This window comes from Ruminococcus sp. zg-924, from assembly GCF_024433635.1.
Taxonomy (GTDB): Bacteria; Bacillota; Clostridia; order Oscillospirales; family Acutalibacteraceae; genus UBA7067.
Map to the genome: position 1 here is coordinate 1 of NZ_WNJZ01000002.1, position 19,764 is coordinate 19,764.

Consider the following 19,764-nt stretch of genomic DNA (forward strand, 5'->3'; position numbering starts at 1 on the left):
TCGATGAATATGTGCTGTGCTCCTCAAACGCCTCTAAATAGCGAAATCTTGAGTATTCATCTATTGCTGTGTATTGATAAAACTTCTTGCCTTTAGCTTCTCCTACTAAACAAGCATCCGGTACGAACTTAACATCTATCTGAACTTTTTGTCCGGGAAACAACATCTTTTCGTATGGTTTAGGAATATACTTTGGGTTTGGTGGTTTTACTGCTCCTTGCTCTGTTCTCTTTAAAACTCTGTAAAGTCCTGTTATTGAACGAGAATAACCCCTTTGCCTTAGCTTCACCCAAAACACCACAAGACCGGCATTTGGGTTTCTTCTTCGCATATCTGATATTAGTTTCAGCTCGGATTCTGTGTGCTGATTCGGGTGGCTATTGGGTCTGTGTGAACGGTCTGCAAGACTTTGTAGTGTTCCATCATATCTTTTCTTCCAGCGATAGATATATTGTCGGTTTGTTTTGTATCTGATGGCTGCTTTTGTTACACCATATTTATTTGCATATAAAATTAGTGCTTGACGATACCTCATTGTTTGTGTTACAGTTTTCATAGCGGATAGATTCCTCCTGTTGCTTTTTTGGTTTAGCAACTTAACTGTAACACAGAGGTTCTCTATTCGCTATACTTTTTTTGCTTTTTGTAACACATCAATTGTAATCCTACACACAGAGATTAAAAATAATTCCGAAAAAGTATTGACATTGCGTTTGTGGTTTGGTATAATCTTTAGCGAACAATAAAGCAAGGCAGAAATGCTTTCACCTATACGGTTCCGTCTGTTATGGGTCAATACGTTTCTTTTAATACTTTTGTATTATTATGACTGTGTATTGTAGCGGGCGGAGTGTTCTGTCCGCTTTTGTTTTTATGCTTTTAAATGTGCATTTTGGAGGTGCTTGACAATTAGCAAACAGGAACTTCAGATTAACGAGGAAATTCGAGACAGAGAATTGAGAGTAATCAATTCTGACGGTACGCAGCTTGGTATTATGGCGCTTAACAATGCGCTTAATCTGGCTGCTGAGCAAAATCTTGACTTGGTTAAGATTGCGCCGCAGGCTAAGCCGCCCGTATGCAAAATTATGGACTACGGCAAGTATCGTTTTGAACAAGCAAAACGAGAAAAGGAAGCCAAGAAAAATCAAAAGGTTATTGATATCAAGGAGATTCGCTTATCCTTAAATATTGATACCCACGATTTTAACACAAAGCTTTCTCATGCCAAAAAATTTATTGCCGCAGGCAATAAGGTTAAGGTTTCTATCCGCTTCAGAGGACGTGAAATGGGTCATCCCGAAATTGGTACGGAAATCATGAAAAGGTTTGCCGGCAGTTGTGAAGATGTTGCAAATGTCGAAAAGCCTGCAAAGCTCGAAGGACGTAGTATGATAATGTTCCTTGCTCCAAAGCCGCTTAAGTAAAATTTCAAGGAGGAAATACAAATGCCGAAGATTAAAACACACAGTGGTGCAAAAAAGCGCTTTAAGCTTTCAAAAAATGGTAAGGTTATTCGTGCTCACGCTAACAAGAGCCACATCCTTAACAAAAAGACAACAAAGCGTAAAAGAGGTTTAAGACAGACTACTGTAGCTGACAAGACAAACACAGCACAGATTAAGAGACTTATTCCTTATAAATAATCACTGCAAACAAGTTTACAACGGAGGTAATATATAATGGCTCGTATAAAAGGTGCGATGATGACTCGCAAAAGAAGAAAAAAGACTTTAAAGCTTGCCAAGGGCTATTGGGGTGCTAAGAGCAAGCACTTCAAGATGGCTAAGCAGGCTGTTATGAAGAGCGGCAACTACGCTTATATTGGCCGTAAGCAGAAGAAGAGAGATTTCAGAAGACTCTGGATCACCCGTATTTCTGCTGCTTGCCGTATGAATGATACAAACTATTCTACATTTATGAACGGTCTTAAAAAAGCCGGCGTAGCTCTTAACAGAAAAATGCTTTCCGAGATTGCAATTTCAGACCCGGCTGCATTTACAAAGCTTGTTGAGCAGGCTAAAAACGCCCAATAAAAAAGCTAAAGCTGCGTTTGGGAACTCCCCAAACGCTCTTTTCGCATAATGTTAAAATGTTTGGTGATAACCGTGAGAGAGATTAACAGCAAGGACAATAAGCTCATAAAATACATATCACGTCTTAATTCAAGCTCCTCTTTCAGAAAAAAAGAGGGATGTTTTGTGTGTGAAGGCGTGCGTCTTTGTGCTGATGCGCTTAGAAGCGGCATAAAGATTAAGGCGGCTTTCTTTACTACGTTTGCTCTTGAAAGGCATTCTGAGCTTGTGGATTCACTTGATAAAAGTGTTGAGTGTTACTCTCTTGCGGACTCACTTTTTAAGTCTGTTTGCGAAACTCAAACTCCGCAGGGAGTTATGTTCCTTTGTCAAATGCTGGAAGTAGGTGAAAGAAGCCTTGCCTTTAATAAGGCGGTTGCTCTTGAGTGTGTTCAGGATCCGCAGAATATGGGGACAATACTCAGAAGTGCGGAGGCATTTGCAATAGACTGTGTAATACTGTCAAAAGACTGCTGCGATATTTTCAGCCCCAAGGTGTTAAGGGGAAGTATGGGAGCAGTTTTTCGTCAGAAATTTTATATTGCAGAGGATTTCTATCTTACGCTTACAACTCTAAATAATAACGGCATAAAAACCTATGCAGCAGTGCCGAGAAACGGTATTGAAATATTGTCGGCGGATTTTTCAACACCCTGCTGTACGCTCATAGGCAATGAAGGCAACGGACTTACACAAAAAGCGATAGATCTCTGCGACTCAAGGCTAACTATCAATATGAAAGGCAACGCCGAATCTCTTAATGCTGCGGTTGCAGCTTCTGTTGTGATGTGGGAAATGGTAAGGGGGAATTTGAATGAATAATCCTCTTTACGCTGTCTGGCTTCAGCAGTGTATCGGATACAGTTGCCAGAAAATTAAGGAGATGCTTGATTTTTTTGGCTCAGCTGAGGAGATATACGCTGCCTCTGCTTTTATGCGACGTCAAAGCGGTTTTTTTACGCCAAACCAATTAAAACGCTTTTCCTCATATACACTTGACGACGCTCGTGTTATAGTTGATAAATGCAAAAGGCTGAATTACACAATCTTATCAATTGAGGACGAGGATTACCCAAGTCGCCTTTATGAAATTACAAATCCGCCTGTTGTTCTCTATATCAGCGGCAAAATGCCCGATGTTGACAATACGCTGACAATTGGAGTTGTAGGAACAAGAACAGCCACAAGCGAGGGTATACGCAATTCCTTTACATTTGGCAGAGATTTGTCAATGTGCGGTGTTATCGTAGTCAGCGGCGGTGCGCTTGGTATTGACTGCGCTTCACACAGAGGAGTGCTTCAAAACAACGGTGTAACAGTCTGCGTACTCGGCTGTGGTATTAACTACAACTACCTGTCTGAAAATGCTCAGATGAGAAGGCTAATAACAAATAAGGGCGCAGTCATCTCTGAATATCCGCCTGATTTCCCACCGTCAAGCTATTCCTTCCCTCAGCGCAACAGAATTATATCAGGGCTTTCAAACGGCGTACTTGTGATTGAGGCAGGAGTCAGAAGCGGATCGCTTATTACGGCACGTCTTGCGCTTGAACAAAACAGGGACGTTTTCTCGGTTCCGGGCAGTCTTGCTAATGCTCGTGCTCAGGGCACAAACGCACTGCTTAAGCAGGGAGCTATAACCGTAACTTCTTACAGGGATATTGTTGAAGAATATGCACAAAGGTACAAGCTTACGATAGAGCACGAATCGGTGATAGCCACTGAAAATGAAGTAAGCGATATTCCGGTGGCAGGAAGGAGAACTGCCGTTAAACCGGCAAATACCCCCAAGCCTGATAAAGCCGTTTCGCTGAATATTGATTTTAACAATCGGCAGAATAATAAACAAACTCAAGTAACACCAAAATGTCCCGACGGTGTATCAGATGAAGCAAGGCTTGTTTTTGACGCTCTCGGTGACAAGCCGAGGTGTGTCGATGAAATTGCCGACAAGCTGAAAATACCGCCGCAAGCGGTTATGGCGTCACTTACTGAGCTTGAAATATTCGGTGCTGCACAGGCAGTTTCAGGCGGAAGATACATTCGCAATTAATGGAGGATTAACATATGTCAAAATTAGTAATAGTTGAGTCACCGTCCAAGGCTAAGACTATAAAGAAATATCTTGGCACAGGATACAGTGTTATAGCCTCAAAGGGTCACGTGCGTGACCTGCCGGCAACAAGACTCAGCGTTGATATAAAAAAGCATTTCGAGCCGAAATATGCTGTAATAAAGGGCAAGGAAAAGCTTGTTGACGAGCTTAAAGAAGCAGCCGCAAAGAGCGAATCAGTATACCTCGCAACCGACCCTGACCGTGAAGGAGAGGCAATTTCGTGGCATTTAGCATATCTGCTCGGCCTTGATACAAGTGAGCAAAACAGAGTTGAATTTAATGAAATTACACAAACAGGAATAAAAAACGGAATGAGCCATCCGAGAGCCATTGACCAGAATCTTGTTGATGCTCAGCAGGCAAGAAGAATTCTTGACCGCCTTGTTGGTTATAAGCTCAGCCCGTTTTTGTCACAGAAAATAAGACGAGGACTTTCGGCAGGACGTGTTCAGTCTGTGGCTGTAAAGCTTGTTGTTGACAGGGAAAATGAAATCCGTGCGTTCAAGCCCGAAGAATATTGGAGTATTGATGCTAAACTTATCCCGAAAGGCAGCCGTAAGATTCTAACAGCCTCTCTATACGGTGATAAAAACGGAAAAATAAAGGTTGAAAACAAGGAGCAGTCTGACAGAATAGTTGCACAGCTTGAAAATGCCGAGTATAAGGTTTCTAAGGTTAAGCACGGCAGACGCAAAAAATCGCCTGCACCGCCGTTTATCACATCTACACTTCAGCAGGAGGCTTCAAGAAAGCTTGGCTTCCAGTCGAGAAGAACAATGAAGGTTGCGCAGGAGCTTTATGAAGGCGTTGAAATTCCGGAGCACGGCGCAGTCGGTCTTATAACATATATGAGAACGGACTCACTGCGTATCTCAAATGACGCAATTAACGATGTTACTGAATATATAAAGGGCAGATGGGGAGATAAATATCTTCCTTCAAAGCCGAGATTCTTTAAATCACGTGCAAACGCACAGGACGGACATGAGGCTATAAGACCGACAATGGTATCGCTTGACCCAGCAAGCGTTAAGCCGAGCCTCACCTCTGACCAGTATAAGCTTTATAAATTGATTTGGGAACGCTTTACAGCCTGCCAGATGGCTGATTGTATTCATAAAACTACTCAAGCTGAAATTGAGGCAGGCGATTATATCTTAAAAGCCTCAGGTTATATTGTGGACTTTGACGGTTTCACAACTCTCTATGTTGAGGGCAAGGACGTTGAGGAGGAAAAGGAAAAGCAGCTTCCTCCGCTTGAGCAGGATATGCCGCTAAAGCTTAAGGAGATTGTTCCGGCTCAGCACTTCACTCAGCCGCCGGCACGCTATTCTGAAGCTTCTTTAATTAAAGCGCTTGAAGAAAACGGAATAGGCAGGCCGTCAACCTACGCTCCTACAATCACAACTATTACTCAACGTGAATATGTAACAAGAGAGAATAAAACATTTAAACCAACCGAGCTTGGTGAGGTTACAACAAAGCTAATGCAGGAACGCTTCCCTAAGATTGTAAATGTCAAATTTACGGCGCAGATGGAGCAGGACCTTGATAAGGTAGAGCAAGGTAAGGAGCAGTGGGTAGAGGTTCTTGATAACTTTTACGGTGATTTTGATAAAACACTCAAAAAAGCTAAGGAAGAAATGCAGGGTGTAAAAATTCAGCTTAAAGAGGACGAAACAGACTATATCTGCGAGCTTTGCGGCAGAAGAATGGTTGTTAAGGTTGGCAGATATGGCAAGTTCATTGCATGTCCGGGTTATCCTGAATGTAAGAATATAAAGAAGTTCGTTCAGGAAACGGGCGTAAAATGCCCAAAGTGCGGAGGCAACGTAATTGTAAGAAAAACCAAAAAGGGCAGGATCTTCTACGGTTGCAGCAATTATCCGGATTGTGATTTTGTTTCGTGGAATGAGCCTGTAAACGAGAAATGCCCTCTTTGCGGAGAGATCCTTTACAAGAAAAAGGGCAAAAAGCCCTCGCTTTTCTGCGCAAAGGAAGGCTGCGGTTATCAGAAAACGATAGAGGAAGATTAATTAATGACAGTCAATGTTATCGGAGCAGGTCTTGCAGGCTGCGAGGCGGCTTGGCAAATTTCAAAGCGGGGAATAAGGGTTCGTCTTTACGAGATGAAGCCACAGAAAAAGTCACCTGCACACAGCTCGGACAATTTTGCTGAGCTTGTCTGTTCAAATTCGTTAAAGGCGGCACGCTTTGCAAGTGCTGCAGGTATGCTTAAGCAAGAGATGAGAATGCTTAATTCTCTCTTGATGCAGTGCGCCGACAAATGCACGGTTCCGGCAGGCGGAGCCTTGGCGGTTGACAGGGATATATTTTCTTCACTTGTAACCGAGCAAATTAAGAATAATGAAAACATTGAAATAATCGAGGGTGAGGTTTCAAGACTTGTTTTTTCAGATATCACAGTTGTTGCAACCGGACCATTAACATCTCAAGCATTATCGGATAAAATAAAGGAGTTGTTCGGCGGAGCATTAAGCTTTTTTGACGCAGCTGCGCCAATTGTTTCAGCGGAAAGCATTGATATGTCGTGCGCATTTACCGCTTCAAGATATGACAATGGCGGCGAGAATGATTACATCAACTGCCCGATGAATAAAGAGGAATTTGAACAATTTGAGGAGGAGCTTATTTCAGCCGAAAGAGCGCCGCTTCACGATTTTGACGTTGCAAACCCAAGGGTATACGAGGGTTGTATGCCAATTGAAATAATGGCTCAGCGTGGTAAAAACACAATTCGTTTTGGCCCTATGAAGCCTGTTGGACTAATTGACCCGAACACAGGTCACAGACCTTGGGCGGTGCTTCAGCTCAGGCGTGAAAACTCAGCAGGAACACTTTATAACCTTGTCGGCTTTCAGACAAACCTGAAGTTTCCTGAGCAAAAGCGAGTATTCTCAATGATTCCTGCGCTCAGAAACGCTGACTTCATTCGCTACGGCGTTATGCACCGTAACACCTTTATTGACTCACCAAGGGTACTTTGCTCCGATTATAGCAGCAAAAGCAATCGTAATTTGTTTTTCGCAGGTCAGCTTACCGGAGTTGAGGGTTATATGGAATCAGCCTCTTCGGGACTTATTGCAGGTATTAACGCCGCAAGACTGTTAAAGGGGTTAGATACCGTAACGTTGCCTGAGAATACTATGATAGGCGCATTGAGCAGATACATTACAGATGAAAGTGTTACAAAATTTCAGCCAATGGGCGCAAACCTCGGCATTTTACCTGCGCTTGATGAAAAAATCAGAGATAAAAAGCTGAAAGCTGAAAAATATGCAAACCGTTCCTTTGAAAGCCTTAAGGCTTTTATACTGGATAACGGACTTGATATATAGGAGTAATTTTATGAAAATAATTATCGATGCCTTTGGCGGCGATAACGCACCTCTTGAAATAATCAAGGGTGCACGTATGGCAAAGGATGAATATGGTGTAGATATTCTTCTTACAGGCAGTGAGCGTAAGATTCGTTTGGTTGCCACACAGAACGATATAAAAATTGATGATATGCAAATTGTAAACGCAGATGAGGTGATTACAATGGAGGATGACCCGTCTGCCGTTATAAAGACGAAGAAGAATTCGTCAATGGCGCTCGGTTTTGAACTTCTTGCTAAGGGTGAGGGTGATGCGTTCATATCAGCAGGAAACAGCGGTGCTCTTGTTATGGGGGCAACAATGATTATAAAGAGAATCAAGGGTGTTAAGCGCCCGGCGTTTGCTCCTGTTTTGCCAACGCTCAGCGGCTGTTCAATGCTTATTGACGGCGGGGCAAACGTTGAGTGCCGACCGGAAATGCTTACCCAGTTTGCAGTTATGGGTTCTATTTATATGAATAAGGTTATCGGAATTGATAACCCTACAATTGGCCTTGCAAACTGCGGCAGTGAGGAGCACAAGGGTACTGCACTGTATCAGGAGGCTTATCAGCAATTAAAGGCGTCTAATCTTAACTTTATAGGAAACGTAGAGGGCAGAGGGGTTCCTGAGGGTGAAAGCGACGTAGTTGTTGCAGACGGATTTACGGGTAACATCATCTTAAAAATGTACGAGGGTGTAGCCGGTGCACTTATGGGTATGATAAAGGGTATTTTAACCAAAAATCTCAAAAACAAGCTTGCTGCCGCAATGGTTCTTTCGGATATGAAGAAAATGAAAAAGCAGTTTGACTACAATGAGTATGGCGGCTCTCCTATACTCGGTGTTACAAAGCCTGTGTTTAAGGCTCACGGCAGCTCAAAGGCTCGTACAATAAAAAGCGCAGTTGGTCTTATTGTTGAGTTCGTCAAAAATAATGTTGTCAATGAAATTGCAGCTAATATAAATTTATAATTACATAAAGATTAAAGGTGATTGAGTTGGAGCAATTCTGCAAAACACTTGGATATGATTTCAAAAATATAGAATACTTAAAAATCGCTTTAACACATTCCTCATATGCTAACGAACGAAAAGGCGAGGTTGTGTGTAACGAACGACAGGAGTTTTTGGGTGACTCTGTTTTAAGTATAATTGTGTCGGATTATATTTTCAAACATTGTCCCGATTTACCGGAGGGTGAGCTTACAAAGCTCAGAGCATCTCTTGTGTGCGAAAAAACGCTTGCTGTTTATGCCCGTTCAATTAATTTGGGAAAATACCTCCTTTTGAGCAGAGGTGAAAGTAAAAACGGCGGCAGAACCCGTTCGTCAATCTTGGCTGACGCATTCGAGTCAGTCATTGCCGCAATTTACCTTGACGGCGGAATAGAGTGCGCAAGAAAATTCGTTCTTGGATTTGTTGTTGACGATATTAAAAATCACAGAAATCATAATTTTATTGACTATAAAACTAAGCTTCAGGAGATTGTCCAGAAAAACCCCGAAGAAAAAATCTCTTATGTTCTTACCGGTGAATCCGGTCCGGATCACGATAAGCACTTTACCGTCGAGGTTCACCTAAACAGCAATGTTGTCGGCAAGGGTGGCGGCAGGAGTAAAAAGGAAGCCGAGCAGCAGGCAGCAAGAGAAGCATTGGAGCTGATGGGATATTGAAACGCTCAAACGTAGCAATTTTTGTGCCGCATAAAGGCTGTCCTAATCAATGTACCTTTTGCAATCAAAATGAAATAACAGGCTGCACGTCGAACGTGACCAAAGAGGATGTTATATCCGCTGTTGAAACATCGCTTTATTCCGGCGGCTATTCTAAGGAGTCTGAAATAGCCTTCTTCGGCGGCAGTTTTACGGGAATTGACCCTGAGTATATGGAAATGCTCCTTCAAGCTGCGTATCAATATGTGTCACAAGGGCTGTTCAAGGGAATAAGAATATCAACCCGACCCGATTACATAAATCAGGAAATACTCGATACACTCAAAAAGTACGGCGTCACCTCAATAGAGCTTGGCGCACAGAGTATGGACGACGAGGTGCTTAAGGCTAACAAGAGGGGTCACTCAGCGCAGAATGTTGTAGAAGCTTGCGAGCTTATAAAGCAAAACGGCTTTTCACTTGGACTTCAGATGATGACGGGACTATACAAAAGCGATGAGAAAAAGGATATATACACTGCACAGCAGTTGTCGCTTTTACAGCCGGATACAATGCGAATTTATCCCACTATTGTTTTGAAGTACACAGAGCTTGCGATACTTTGCCTTACGGGAAAATATTATCCCCAGTCGCTTGAAGAGGCTGTAAATCTCTGCGCAAAGCTTCTTGATTTTTTTGATAATATGAATATCAAGGTTATACGCCTTGGTCTGCACGACAGTCCATCTCTGAAAAAGGAATATATCGCAGGGCCGTACCATCCTGCTTTTCGTGAGCTTTGCGAAAGTAAGCTGTTCGTAGATAAATTCTTGAATGAGGTTAAGAATGAGCGATATACTTCATATGTTGCAGAGGTTAATCCTTCCTACTTATCAAAGGCACTCGGTCAGAAAAAGGCGAATATAGAGTGCTTGAGAGATTCAGGATATGATGTACGTATAATTCAAAACCAACAGATACAAGACGGTAAATTTAAGTTAACACCGATTGAATGATATTGTTTAGCAAAGAGGTGAAACAGTGCTACTAAAATCACTCGAAATACAGGGATTCAAAACCTTTCCTGATAAAACAAAATTAAGCTTTGACAAGGGAATAACGGCAGTAGTCGGACCTAACGGCAGCGGAAAAAGCAATATAAGCGACGCTATAAGATGGGTGCTCGGTGAACAGTCGCCAAAATCGCTAAGATGTTCAAAAATGGAGGACGTTGTCTTTAATGGCACCGATCAAAGAAAAAAACAGGGCTATGCTGAGGTTACGCTGACAATAGATAATAAGGATCGTGCTCTTGAGTTTGATGGTGACGAAATCGCCGTTACAAGAAGATATTACAGAAGCGGCGACAGCGAGTATTTAATCAACAGAGCCTCTGTACGTCTTAAGGACATCCATGAGCTTTTTATGGACACAGGACTTGGCAGAGACGGCTATTCTATGATTGGTCAGGGCAAGATTGACAGCATAGTTGCTTCAAAAAGTGAGGACAGACGAGAAATATTTGAAGAAGCAGCCGGAATTTCTCGTTACCGCTACCGCAAGATTGAGGCTGAAAGAAAGCTCAAAAGCGCAGAGGAAAACCTTTTGCGCCTGCGTGATATTGTAACCGAGCTTGAGGATAGAGTCGAGCCTCTGAGAAAGCAGTCTGAAAAGGCAACCGCATTCTTAGAATATTCCTCAGAGAAAAAAGAGATTGAAATAGCCTTGTGGCTCGATACCTTAGAGAAATCAGCAGGAGTTCTTCGTGAGCATGAGGAAAAAATAGAGATTGCACGCAGTCAAAACGAATCTGCGGCGGAGGAACTTGATAAAATATCGGCTCAAACAGAGGAATATTACCTTAAAGGCGGAGAATACTCAGGCTTAATTGAGCAGGTCAGAGGAGAAATATCTTCTCTTGAAGAGAAAACGGCGGAAAAGCGTTCGTTTATCTCTGTTGCTGAAAACAATATTTATCACAATAACGAGAATAAAAAGAGAATAGAGAGCGAAATTTTAACACTTGATTCTTCCTTTTCAAACTTGGAGAAGGATATAGAGGGAAAGAAAGCTCAGATTGAGGAAAAGAAACAGAAAATTGATATGCTTAAAGAAGAGTATGATAAGCTTGCCAGGCGGCTTGCTGAAATCAACCTTGTAACGGGTGAGAATTCACAGCTAATGCAGCAGCTCAGCTTTTCTATCACAAAGCTTACTGCTCAGGCTGCCGATATCAAGGTTAAGCATATGACAAGTGCATCATCTGTGGCGGAAAACGAGGAGAGAATCAGTCGCCTGAACGCTGAAATAGCGCAGGCAAAAAAGACGCTATCTGAGTTGTCCAAAATGCTTGAAGGCTATGAGCGCCGTGAAAAGGAATATGCACAGAAGCTTGTATCTCTCAATAACTCCTGCAACGGTTTAAAGCTAAGAATAGATTCCAAGAAAAACAAGGCTGAAGCAGACAAAAAGCTTGCAGACAAGCTTGTACTTGATACACTTGAAAATCGTCGCAGAATAAAGCTTTTGGAAGATTTGGAGAAAAACCTTGAAGGCTTTAACCACAGTGTTAAAATAGTAATGAAGGAAAGCGAGCGTGGAACTCTCAGCGGTATTCATGGCCCTGTATCAAGAGTTATTCAGGTACCTAAGCAATACACGGTTGCAATTGAAACCGCCTTGGGCGCCGCTATGCAGAATATTGTAACAGGTACTGAAAACGACGCAAAATCTGCTATTAATATGCTCAAAAAGCGTGACGGCGGACGATGCACATTCTTGCCAATGACTACAATTAAGGGCAAAAGCCTTAACGAAAACGGACTTGAACGCTGCGAGGGCTTTGTCGGAATAGCGCAGGCTCTTTGCTCATGTGCTCCGGAATACAACGGTATCCTAAGCTCCCTTCTCGGCAGAATAGTAATAGCTGAGGACTTGAACTGCGCCGTTAAAATCGCCAAGCAGTATTCATACAGATTCAAGATTGTAACCCTTGACGGACAGGTAGTAAACGCCGGCGGCTCGCTTACAGGTGGTTCGCTTGCAAGAAAATCAGGACTTTTAAGTAGGGTTAGTGAGATCGAAAGCCTAAAACAGCATGATATCGAGCTTACAAAAAAGCAGGACGAGGCTGCGCTGAAATATAAGCAAACAGTAAGCGAAATTCAAAAGGACGAGGCTGAAATTACTGTATTCCAAGCTCAGATTGCGAAGCTTAAGGAACAACAGATAAGGCTTGAAGCCGAATCTACCACTTGCAAAAATGAGTATAACGGCGAGCTTCGTACCATTGCTGAATATGAATCAGAGCTTAAAACACGAACAGGCAATGCCAAGGCTTTGCTTGATAATGCAGATAATGCGGCGTCTGAGCTGGAAAAAATAAATAATCAGATTAGTGAGATTGAAGAAAAGTCGAAGGAAATTGCAGGCACAGGCGAGGAGTATTCAAGAAAGCGAGAGGAAATATCTGAGCAGCTTCAATCGCTTAACCTACAAAGAGTGTCGCTTGATAAGGACATTGAGGTTTTAACGGCTGAAATAAACCTTGCCTTAAGTACAGGCACAACGCAGGAGGCAAGAAAGAAAAGCTTGCTTTCTGAAATTGAGCTGCTAAAGGAAAAGAATATCAGTATTCAGCACCAGATTGATGAGCTTAATTCTTTAATAGAGAAATACACGAATGAAATAAAAGAGAAAAACGAGAGAATAGCAGAGCTTAATCAGGACAGAATGAAGCTTGAAAAGGCGAGCGCTGATTTAAGAAGGCTTGAAAAGGAAAAGATAAGCGAAAAGGAGCTTTCAGGCCGTGAACTTGCACGACTTGAGGAGCGTAAAATGAACCTCCAAAAGCAGTATGACGATATTATCTCAAAGCTTTGGGAGGAATACGAGCTTACTCGCCGTGAAGCTGAGCAAACCGTAAAACCGCTTGAGGATGTTGCAGCGGCAAGAAGGCGTTTAAATGAGCTTAAGAGTAAAATTAAGGCTTTAGGCTCAGTCAATGTAGGCGCTATTGAGGAATATAAAGAGGTATCTGAGCGATATGAATTTTTGAGTGCTCAGGTGAGCGATGTTGAAAAATCACGCAGCGAAATTCTAAGGCTTATAAATGACCTCACTAAACAAATGCAGGAGCTTTTTGTTGAACGATTTGACAAAATCAACGAACACTTCAAAGCAACCTTCAAAGAACTTTTCGGCGGCGGCAACGCTTTTCTGGAACTTTCAAACCCCGACGATATCCTGCAAAGCGGCATTGAAATAAATGTGCACCCGCCGGGAAAAATCGTTATGCATCTTGAAGCGCTTTCGGGCGGCGAAAAAGCTCTTGTTGCAATTGCGCTGTATTTTGCTATAATGAAGGTAAGTCCTGCTCCGTTTTGCGTAATGGACGAGATTGAAGCGGCACTTGACGATGTAAACGTATACCGCTTCGCCTCATATCTGAGAAATATGAATGACAGAACTCAGTTTATTTTGATTACACACAGAAGAGGTACAATGGAAGAAGCAGACGTTCTCTACGGAGTAACTATGCAGGACAAGGGTGTGTCAAAGCTTCTTGAAATGCACTCCACTGAGGTTTCACAGGCAACGGGAGTAAAATAGATAAAGGAATGATATAAATGGGCTTTTTCAGCAAAATAAAAGAAGGTCTTAAAAAAACAAGAGATGCGGTTGTAGGTCAAATTGACACTATGCTTAAATCGTTCACCAAGATTGACGAGGAGCTTTTTGAAGAGCTTGAGGAACTGCTTGTAATGGGCGACGTTGGCATGGCTACCGCAACAAAAATTACGGACGAAATCAGAACAAAGGTTAAAAAACAGGGAATAACAGATCCGAACGAAATTCACAGACTTCTTGAGGAAACAGTCGCCGAGCTTCTACGTGGCGGAGAGGAGCTTCAGCTTAACACAAAGCCGTCTGTAATACTTGTTATTGGTGTAAATGGTGTTGGAAAAACAACTACTATCGGTAAGCTTGCAAACAGTCTGCGTATGCAGGGCAAAAAGATTTTACTTGCAGCGGCAGATACCTTCCGAGCAGCCGCTATTGATCAGCTTGAAATCTGGGCGGATCGCTGCAAGTGTGAAATAGTAAAGCAAAACGAAGGCTCAGACCCTGCGGCTGTTGTATTTGACGCAATTTCCTCTGCAAAGGCTAAGGGTGCAGATGTTATTATCTGTGACACAGCAGGTAGGCTTCACAACAAAAAACACCTTATGGATGAGCTTTCAAAAATCAGCAGAATTATAGACCGTGAGCTTCCGGGAGCTGACAAGGAATATCTTCTTGTTCTTGATGCAACAACAGGTCAGAACGCTGTAAATCAGGCTCGTGAGTTTAAAAATGCAGCGGGTATCACAGGAATTGTTCTGACAAAGCTTGACGGTACCGCCAAGGGCGGCGTTGTGCTTTCAATAAAAGAGGAACTTGACGTTCCCGTTAAATACATTGGTGTAGGCGAGCAGATTGACGATTTACAGCCGTTTAACAGCGACGATTTCGCTAAAGCTTTATTTGCAAGAGATGATAAATAATCCCTGAAAGGAAATATAATATGAAAAGCTTTATTATAGCCTCAAACAATGTGCACAAGGTTGCAGAGCTTGACAGGATTTTAAATCCACTTAGAATTAAAGCTCTCACAGCAAAGCAGGCGGGAGTTGACTTAGGCGACGTTGAGGAAACAGGCACAACCTTTTTGGAAAATGCAAGGATTAAGGCTCTTGCGGCTTATAAAAGGTGCAATATGCCGTCAATAGCAGATGATTCAGGCTTGATGGTTGATGCGCTAAACGGAGCACCCGGAGTATATTCCGCCAGATATGCTGGAGAGGGCGCAAGCGACGGTGACAAAATCAATAAGCTTCTTGGTGAGCTTAAAGATGTTCCCGAAAAGGACAGAACAGCTACCTTTGTTTGCTCAATCTGCTGTGTTTTAGAGGACGGCAGTATGATTGAGGTAAACGGCAAATGCCCCGGCACAATAGCCTTTGAACCCAAAGGAAACGGCGGCTTCGGATACGACCCTGTGTTTATTGTAGAAGGCGGAAAAAGCTTTGCGCAGTTAAGTGATTCTGAAAAGGATAAAATAAGTCATAGGGGAAATGCTCTGAGAGCATTAAAGGAAGAGCTTGAAAAAAGATTAAACTAAGACGAAGTGAGGACAATATATGTTAACGAGTAAACAAAGAGCATATCTTCGTTCACTTGCTACAACCCAAGACACTATTCTGATGGTAGGCAAGGGCGGTATGAACGACCAGATTATAAAACAGGCATCAGACGCTATTCATAAGAGAGAGCTTGTAAAGGGAAAAGTGCTTGAAAGCGCCGGAATAACTCCAAGAGAAGCTGCTGAGGAAATCTCTGCAGAAATCAAAGCAGAGGTTGTGCAGGTTATCGGCACAAAATTTGTTTTGTATAAGCGCAATGAAAAGGAACCAAAAATAGAGCTACCGAAGGCAAAAAAGAGATAATATGAAAAAAATTGCGATGTTCGGCGGCAGCTTCAATCCGCCTCATATAGGGCATTTGCAGCTTGCTCAGGCGTATATTGAAGCACTTGAGCTTGATACTCTGCTGCTTGTTCCCGTGTTTTCTCCGCCGCATAAATCAGCAAACGGAATGGTTACAGCCGAGCACAGATTAAATATGTGCGCTTTGCTTGAAAAATATAATAACAAGATAAAAGTGAGCGATATTGAGATAAAAAGAGGCGGCAGCAGCTATACCGTTGACACACTCAAAGCATTGAAAACACTGTATAAAGGCAGTGAACTTTATCTCATTATCGGTGCGGATATGTATATGTCACTCCAAAGCTGGTATCAGCCGGAGCAGATATGTGCGCTTGCAAAGATTTGTACCATATCACGAAACAGCGACGATGTTTTAATGCTTGAAAACCATTCAAGATTTTTAAAAAGATTTGGATGTGAAAGCGTTATCCTGAAAGGCAGGGTAATGACTGTTTCTTCAACACAGGTAAGAAGCGCCGTCAAGTCCGGCGAATCTATACTAAGCCTCGTTGTTCCCGAGGTTTATGACTATATCAAGCGTAACGGTCTTTATATATGATGTTTTGACAGGGAGGTATCATTATGACTTTCAAGGAATACAGAAAGATTGTAAAGTCAAGAATGGGTGAAAAACGCTTTAGCCATAGTGAAAATGTTTCAAAAGAAGCGATTAAGCTTGCAAAGCTCTATGGTGCAGACCCCGAAAAGGCGGAGCTTGCCGGAATTTTGCACGATATCACTAAGGAAACGCCTCATGAAGAGCAGTTGCAAATCATGGAGAAAAATGGTATAATACTCTCTAAATTACAGCTGTCATCTCCAAAGCTGTGGCATTCGCTTTCGGGTGCAGCTTATATTGAATCAGAGCTTGGAATTACCGATCAGGATATCATAAACGCCGTACGATATCATACCTCCGGAAGGGCAGGAATGAGCATTCTTGAAAAGATAATTTTTGTTGCCGATTTCACAAGTGAGGAACGTGATTACGACGACGTTGACGTTATGAGAAAAAAATCAAGAAAAAGCTTAGAGGAGGCTATGCACTACGGTCTTTCCTTCACGCTTTCAGACTTAATTAAGCGTGAGCGAATTATAGACCCAAACGCAATAGACTGCTATAACGATATAACAATCAACTACACATTTTGAGGTGAAAAATTTGACATCATTAGAAACTGCAAAAATCGCCGCAAAGGCGCTTGACGGAAAAAAGGGTCATGATATAAGACTCATTAAAATTGACGCTGTTTCAACTTTGGCAGATTATATGGTAATTGCTGCCGGTACAAACAGCACACAAATTAAGGCTATGGCTGAAGAGGTTGAATATAAGCTTGACGAGGCAGGCATTTCGGTAAGTCATATTGAGGGCCACCGTAATGACAGCTGGATTTTGCTTGACTATGTTGACGTTATAGTTCACGTTTTCTCTGAGGAGGCTCGTGAATTCTATGATCTTGAAAGATTGTGGCAGGACGGCACAGATGTTGACATTTCAGACATCTTAAAGCAAGACTAAGACAATACTAAGCGGAGGGATTTTTTTGAAATACGATCACAAATCAATTGAACCAAAATGGCAAAAAGCTTGGGAGGAAGCAGGAGTTTTCCACGCTGAGGAAAACAGCGATAAAAAGAAGTTTTTCGCTCTCATTGAATTTCCTTATCCATCAGGACAGGGGCTTCATGTTGGACACCCAAGACCGTATACAGCGCTTGATACAGTTGCAAGAAAGCGCAGGCTTCAGGGTTATAACGTGCTTTATCCTATCGGTTGGGACGCTTTTGGACTTCCGACTGAAAACTACGCTATTAAAAACCACATTCATCCGGAAATTGTTACAAAGAAAAATATTGCTCACTTTAAAGAGCAGATTCAGTCGCTTGGTATTTCCTTTGACTGGAGCCGTGAAATAAACACAACCGACCCTGAATATTATAAGTGGACGCAGTGGATTTTCCTTCAGCTGCTCAAAAAAGGTCTTGCTTATAAAAAGGAAATGGCTGTTAACTGGTGCACATCTTGTAAATGCGTTCTTGCTAATGAGGAAGTTGTTAACGGTGTTTGCGAGCGTTGCGGCAGCGAGGTTGTAAGAAAGGTTAAGTCACAGTGGATGCTTAAAATTACAGCATATGCTGACAGACTTATTGATGACCTTGACCTTGTTGATTACCCTGAAAGAGTTAAGGCGCAGCAGAAGAACTGGATTGGCCGTTCAACAGGCGCTGAGGTTGATTTTGAAACTTCAACAGGCGACAAGCTGACTATCTATACAACAAGACCTGATACACTCTTCGGCGCTACATATATGGTTATTTCACCTGAGCATCCTCTTATTGAAAAGTGGAGTGACACTCTTAAGAATATGGATGAAATCAGAGCCTATCAGCAGGAAGCTGCAAGAAAGTCTGATTTTGAGCGTACAGAGGTTGCAAAGGATAAAACAGGCGTAAAGCTGGACGGTGTTACTGCTATCAACCCTGTAAACGGCAATGAAATTCCAATTTTCATTTCTGACTATGTTCTTGTATCCTACGGTACAGGCGCAATTATGGCTGTTCCTGCTCACGATACACGTGACTGGGAATTTGCAAAGAAGTTTAATTTGCCGATTATCGAGGTTGTTAAGGGCGGTGATGTTCAGAACGAAGCATTTACTGACTGCGCAACAGGTGTTATGGTAAATTCCGGTATGCTTGACGGCTTAAGCGTTGAGCAGGCTAAGGTTAAAATAATTGAGTGGCTTTCAGAAAACGGTGTAGGTAAGCAGAAGGTGAACTACAAGCTGCGTGACTGGGTATTCTCTCGTCAGCGTTATTGGGGCGAGCCTATTCCGGTAGTTTACTGTGATAAGTGCGGATATGTTCCTATTGACGAAAGCGAATTGCCGCTTAGACTGCCTATGGTTGAGTCATATGAGCCGACAGAGAACGGCGAATCTCCGCTTGCAAACATTACGGATTGGGTTGAAACAACCTGCCCAAAATGCGGTGGCAAGGCTCACCGTGAAACAGATACTATGCCGCAGTGGGCAGGTTCATCTTGGTATTACCTGAGATATATGGACCCGCACAATAAAGACTCTCTTGCCTCAAAGGAGGCTTTGGAGTATTGGTCGCCTGTTGACTGGTATAACGGTGGTATGGAGCATACAACGCTTCATCTGCTTTACAGCCGCTTCTGGCATAAGTTCCTTTATGATTTGGGCGTTGTTCCGACAAAGGAGCCGTATGCAAAGCGTACAAGCCATGGTATGATACTTGGCGAGAACGGCGAGAAGATGAGTAAATCAAGAGGCAATGTTGTAAATCCGGACGATATTGTAAATGAATTCGGCGCCGACACAATGCGCCTTTATGAAATGTTTATAGGCGATTTTGAAAAGGCTGCTCCGTGGAATCCGGCAAGCATTAGAGGTTGCCGCCGCTTCCTGGAGAGATTCTTCTCCTTACAGGATATTCTTGTTGACGGCAATGAGTACAGCAGTGAGCTTGAAAGCGCTTTCCATAAGACAATTAAGAAGGTTTCGGACGATATTGAAAATATCAAGTTCAACACAGCTATTGCAGCGCTGATGGCTCTTATGAATGAGATTGCTGCACAGGGCAAAATTAATAAGAAAGAGCTTTCAACATTTACTATACTTTTAAACCCATTTGCACCTCATATTACAGAGGAAATCTGGAGTGTATGCAAGCTTGGCGAGGGAATGGTAGCTCAGCAGTCATGGCCTGAATATGACGAGAGTAAGTGTAAAGACGATACTGTTGAAATAGCCGTACAGGTTAACGGAAAAATAAAAACAAGGCTCACAATTGCCGTTGACGCAGATAAGAACGATGTTTTGTTACAGGCAAAATCTGACAGCAAGGTAGCTCCTTTAATTGATGGTAAAAACATAATTAAGGAGATTTATGTGCAGGGAAAGCTTGTAAACATTGTGGCAAAATAAAAATCTGTAAATTTCGGTCGATTTGTGAATAAATAGCTTGACATTTGCAGG

Annotated in this window: 19 protein-coding genes; 18 read left to right on the forward strand and 1 reads right to left on the reverse strand. The window is 42.5% G+C overall.

Translation table 11 applies throughout. From position 1 onward, the window contains the following. Positions 1 to 556: helix-turn-helix domain-containing protein (locus GMA13_RS01135; RefSeq protein WP_255910252.1), on the reverse strand; the 556-nt coding region annotated here is incomplete at its 3' end. A gap of 346 nt (positions 557 to 902) precedes the next feature. Between GMA13_RS01135 and infC the strand changes: the two genes are divergently transcribed. From infC to leuS, 18 genes are all read left to right on the forward strand, one after another. Continuing rightward, positions 903 to 1,427 (forward strand): translation initiation factor IF-3, encoded by a 525-nt coding sequence (gene infC / locus GMA13_RS01140; protein ID WP_255882349.1) that lies wholly within the window; start codon positions 903 to 905, stop codon positions 1,425 to 1,427. A gap of 21 nt (positions 1,428 to 1,448) precedes the next feature. Beyond that, entirely contained in the window at positions 1,449 to 1,646 is a 198-nt protein-coding gene (gene rpmI / locus GMA13_RS01145; RefSeq protein WP_255882350.1) for a 50S ribosomal protein L35, read from the forward strand. 36 nt (positions 1,647 to 1,682) lie between these two features. Further along, the gene (rplT, locus tag GMA13_RS01150) at positions 1,683 to 2,036 is read left to right on the forward strand and encodes a 50S ribosomal protein L20 (RefSeq protein WP_255882351.1); all 354 of its coding nucleotides are present in this window, start codon (positions 1,683 to 1,685) and stop codon (positions 2,034 to 2,036) included. Positions 2,037 to 2,108: 72 nt separating this feature from the next. After that, positions 2,109 to 2,897 carry an RNA methyltransferase gene (locus tag GMA13_RS01155; RefSeq protein WP_255882352.1) on the forward strand — a complete coding sequence of 263 codons (789 nt, stop codon included), beginning with the start codon at positions 2,109 to 2,111 and terminating at the stop codon, positions 2,895 to 2,897. Further along, entirely contained in the window at positions 2,890 to 4,128 is a 1,239-nt protein-coding gene (gene dprA, locus GMA13_RS01160) for a DNA-processing protein DprA (protein WP_255882353.1), read from the forward strand. The genes GMA13_RS01155 and dprA overlap by 8 nt, the downstream gene beginning before the upstream one ends. Before the next feature lie 14 nt (positions 4,129 to 4,142). Next, on the forward strand, positions 4,143 to 6,227 hold the full coding sequence (gene topA / locus GMA13_RS01165) for a type I DNA topoisomerase (RefSeq protein ID WP_255882354.1): 2,085 nt from the start codon (positions 4,143 to 4,145) through the stop codon (positions 6,225 to 6,227). A gap of 3 nt (positions 6,228 to 6,230) precedes the next feature. After that, a complete protein-coding gene (gene trmFO / locus GMA13_RS01170; protein WP_255882355.1) occupies positions 6,231 to 7,550 on the forward strand; it encodes a methylenetetrahydrofolate--tRNA-(uracil(54)-C(5))-methyltransferase (FADH(2)-oxidizing) TrmFO in 1,320 nt (439 codons plus the stop codon). A gap of 10 nt (positions 7,551 to 7,560) precedes the next feature. Further along, positions 7,561 to 8,547 (forward strand): phosphate acyltransferase PlsX, encoded by a 987-nt coding sequence (plsX, locus tag GMA13_RS01175; protein WP_255882357.1) that lies wholly within the window; start codon positions 7,561 to 7,563, stop codon positions 8,545 to 8,547. A gap of 17 nt (positions 8,548 to 8,564) precedes the next feature. Then, on the forward strand, positions 8,565 to 9,248 hold the full coding sequence (gene rnc, locus GMA13_RS01180; RefSeq protein ID WP_370687033.1) for a ribonuclease III: 684 nt from the start codon (positions 8,565 to 8,567) through the stop codon (positions 9,246 to 9,248). After that, positions 9,245 to 10,243 (forward strand): elongator complex protein 3, encoded by a 999-nt coding sequence (locus tag GMA13_RS01185; protein WP_255882359.1) that lies wholly within the window; start codon positions 9,245 to 9,247, stop codon positions 10,241 to 10,243. The genes rnc and GMA13_RS01185 overlap by 4 nt, the downstream gene beginning before the upstream one ends. Positions 10,244 to 10,268: 25 nt before the next feature. Next, on the forward strand, positions 10,269 to 13,838 hold the full coding sequence (gene smc, locus GMA13_RS01190) for a chromosome segregation protein SMC (RefSeq protein ID WP_255882360.1): 3,570 nt from the start codon (positions 10,269 to 10,271) through the stop codon (positions 13,836 to 13,838). Positions 13,839 to 13,855: 17 nt separating this feature from the next. Then, complete coding sequence (gene ftsY, locus GMA13_RS01195; protein ID WP_255882361.1) at positions 13,856 to 14,773, forward strand: signal recognition particle-docking protein FtsY; 918 nt, start codon at positions 13,856 to 13,858, stop codon at positions 14,771 to 14,773. 20 nt (positions 14,774 to 14,793) lie between these two features. Next, positions 14,794 to 15,390 carry an RdgB/HAM1 family non-canonical purine NTP pyrophosphatase gene (gene rdgB / locus GMA13_RS01200; protein WP_255882362.1) on the forward strand — a complete coding sequence of 199 codons (597 nt, stop codon included), beginning with the start codon at positions 14,794 to 14,796 and terminating at the stop codon, positions 15,388 to 15,390. Between the two features lie 19 nt (positions 15,391 to 15,409). After that, on the forward strand, positions 15,410 to 15,715 hold the full coding sequence (locus GMA13_RS01205; RefSeq protein WP_255882363.1) for a YhbY family RNA-binding protein: 306 nt from the start codon (positions 15,410 to 15,412) through the stop codon (positions 15,713 to 15,715). Between the two features lies 1 nt (position 15,716). Then, on the forward strand, positions 15,717 to 16,316 hold the full coding sequence (gene nadD, locus GMA13_RS01210) for a nicotinate (nicotinamide) nucleotide adenylyltransferase (protein ID WP_255882365.1): 600 nt from the start codon (positions 15,717 to 15,719) through the stop codon (positions 16,314 to 16,316). Between the two features lie 23 nt (positions 16,317 to 16,339). After that, entirely contained in the window at positions 16,340 to 16,909 is a 570-nt protein-coding gene (gene yqeK, locus GMA13_RS01215; protein WP_255882367.1) for a bis(5'-nucleosyl)-tetraphosphatase (symmetrical) YqeK, read from the forward strand. A gap of 1 nt (position 16,910) precedes the next feature. Further along, positions 16,911 to 17,279, forward strand: a complete 369-nt coding sequence (gene rsfS / locus GMA13_RS01220) for a ribosome silencing factor (protein ID WP_370687034.1) — start codon at positions 16,911 to 16,913, stop codon at positions 17,277 to 17,279. Positions 17,280 to 17,304: 25 nt separating this feature from the next. Beyond that, complete coding sequence (gene leuS, locus GMA13_RS01225) at positions 17,305 to 19,713, forward strand: leucine--tRNA ligase (protein ID WP_255882369.1); 2,409 nt, start codon at positions 17,305 to 17,307, stop codon at positions 19,711 to 19,713. Positions 19,714 to 19,764 lie beyond the last annotated feature (51 nt).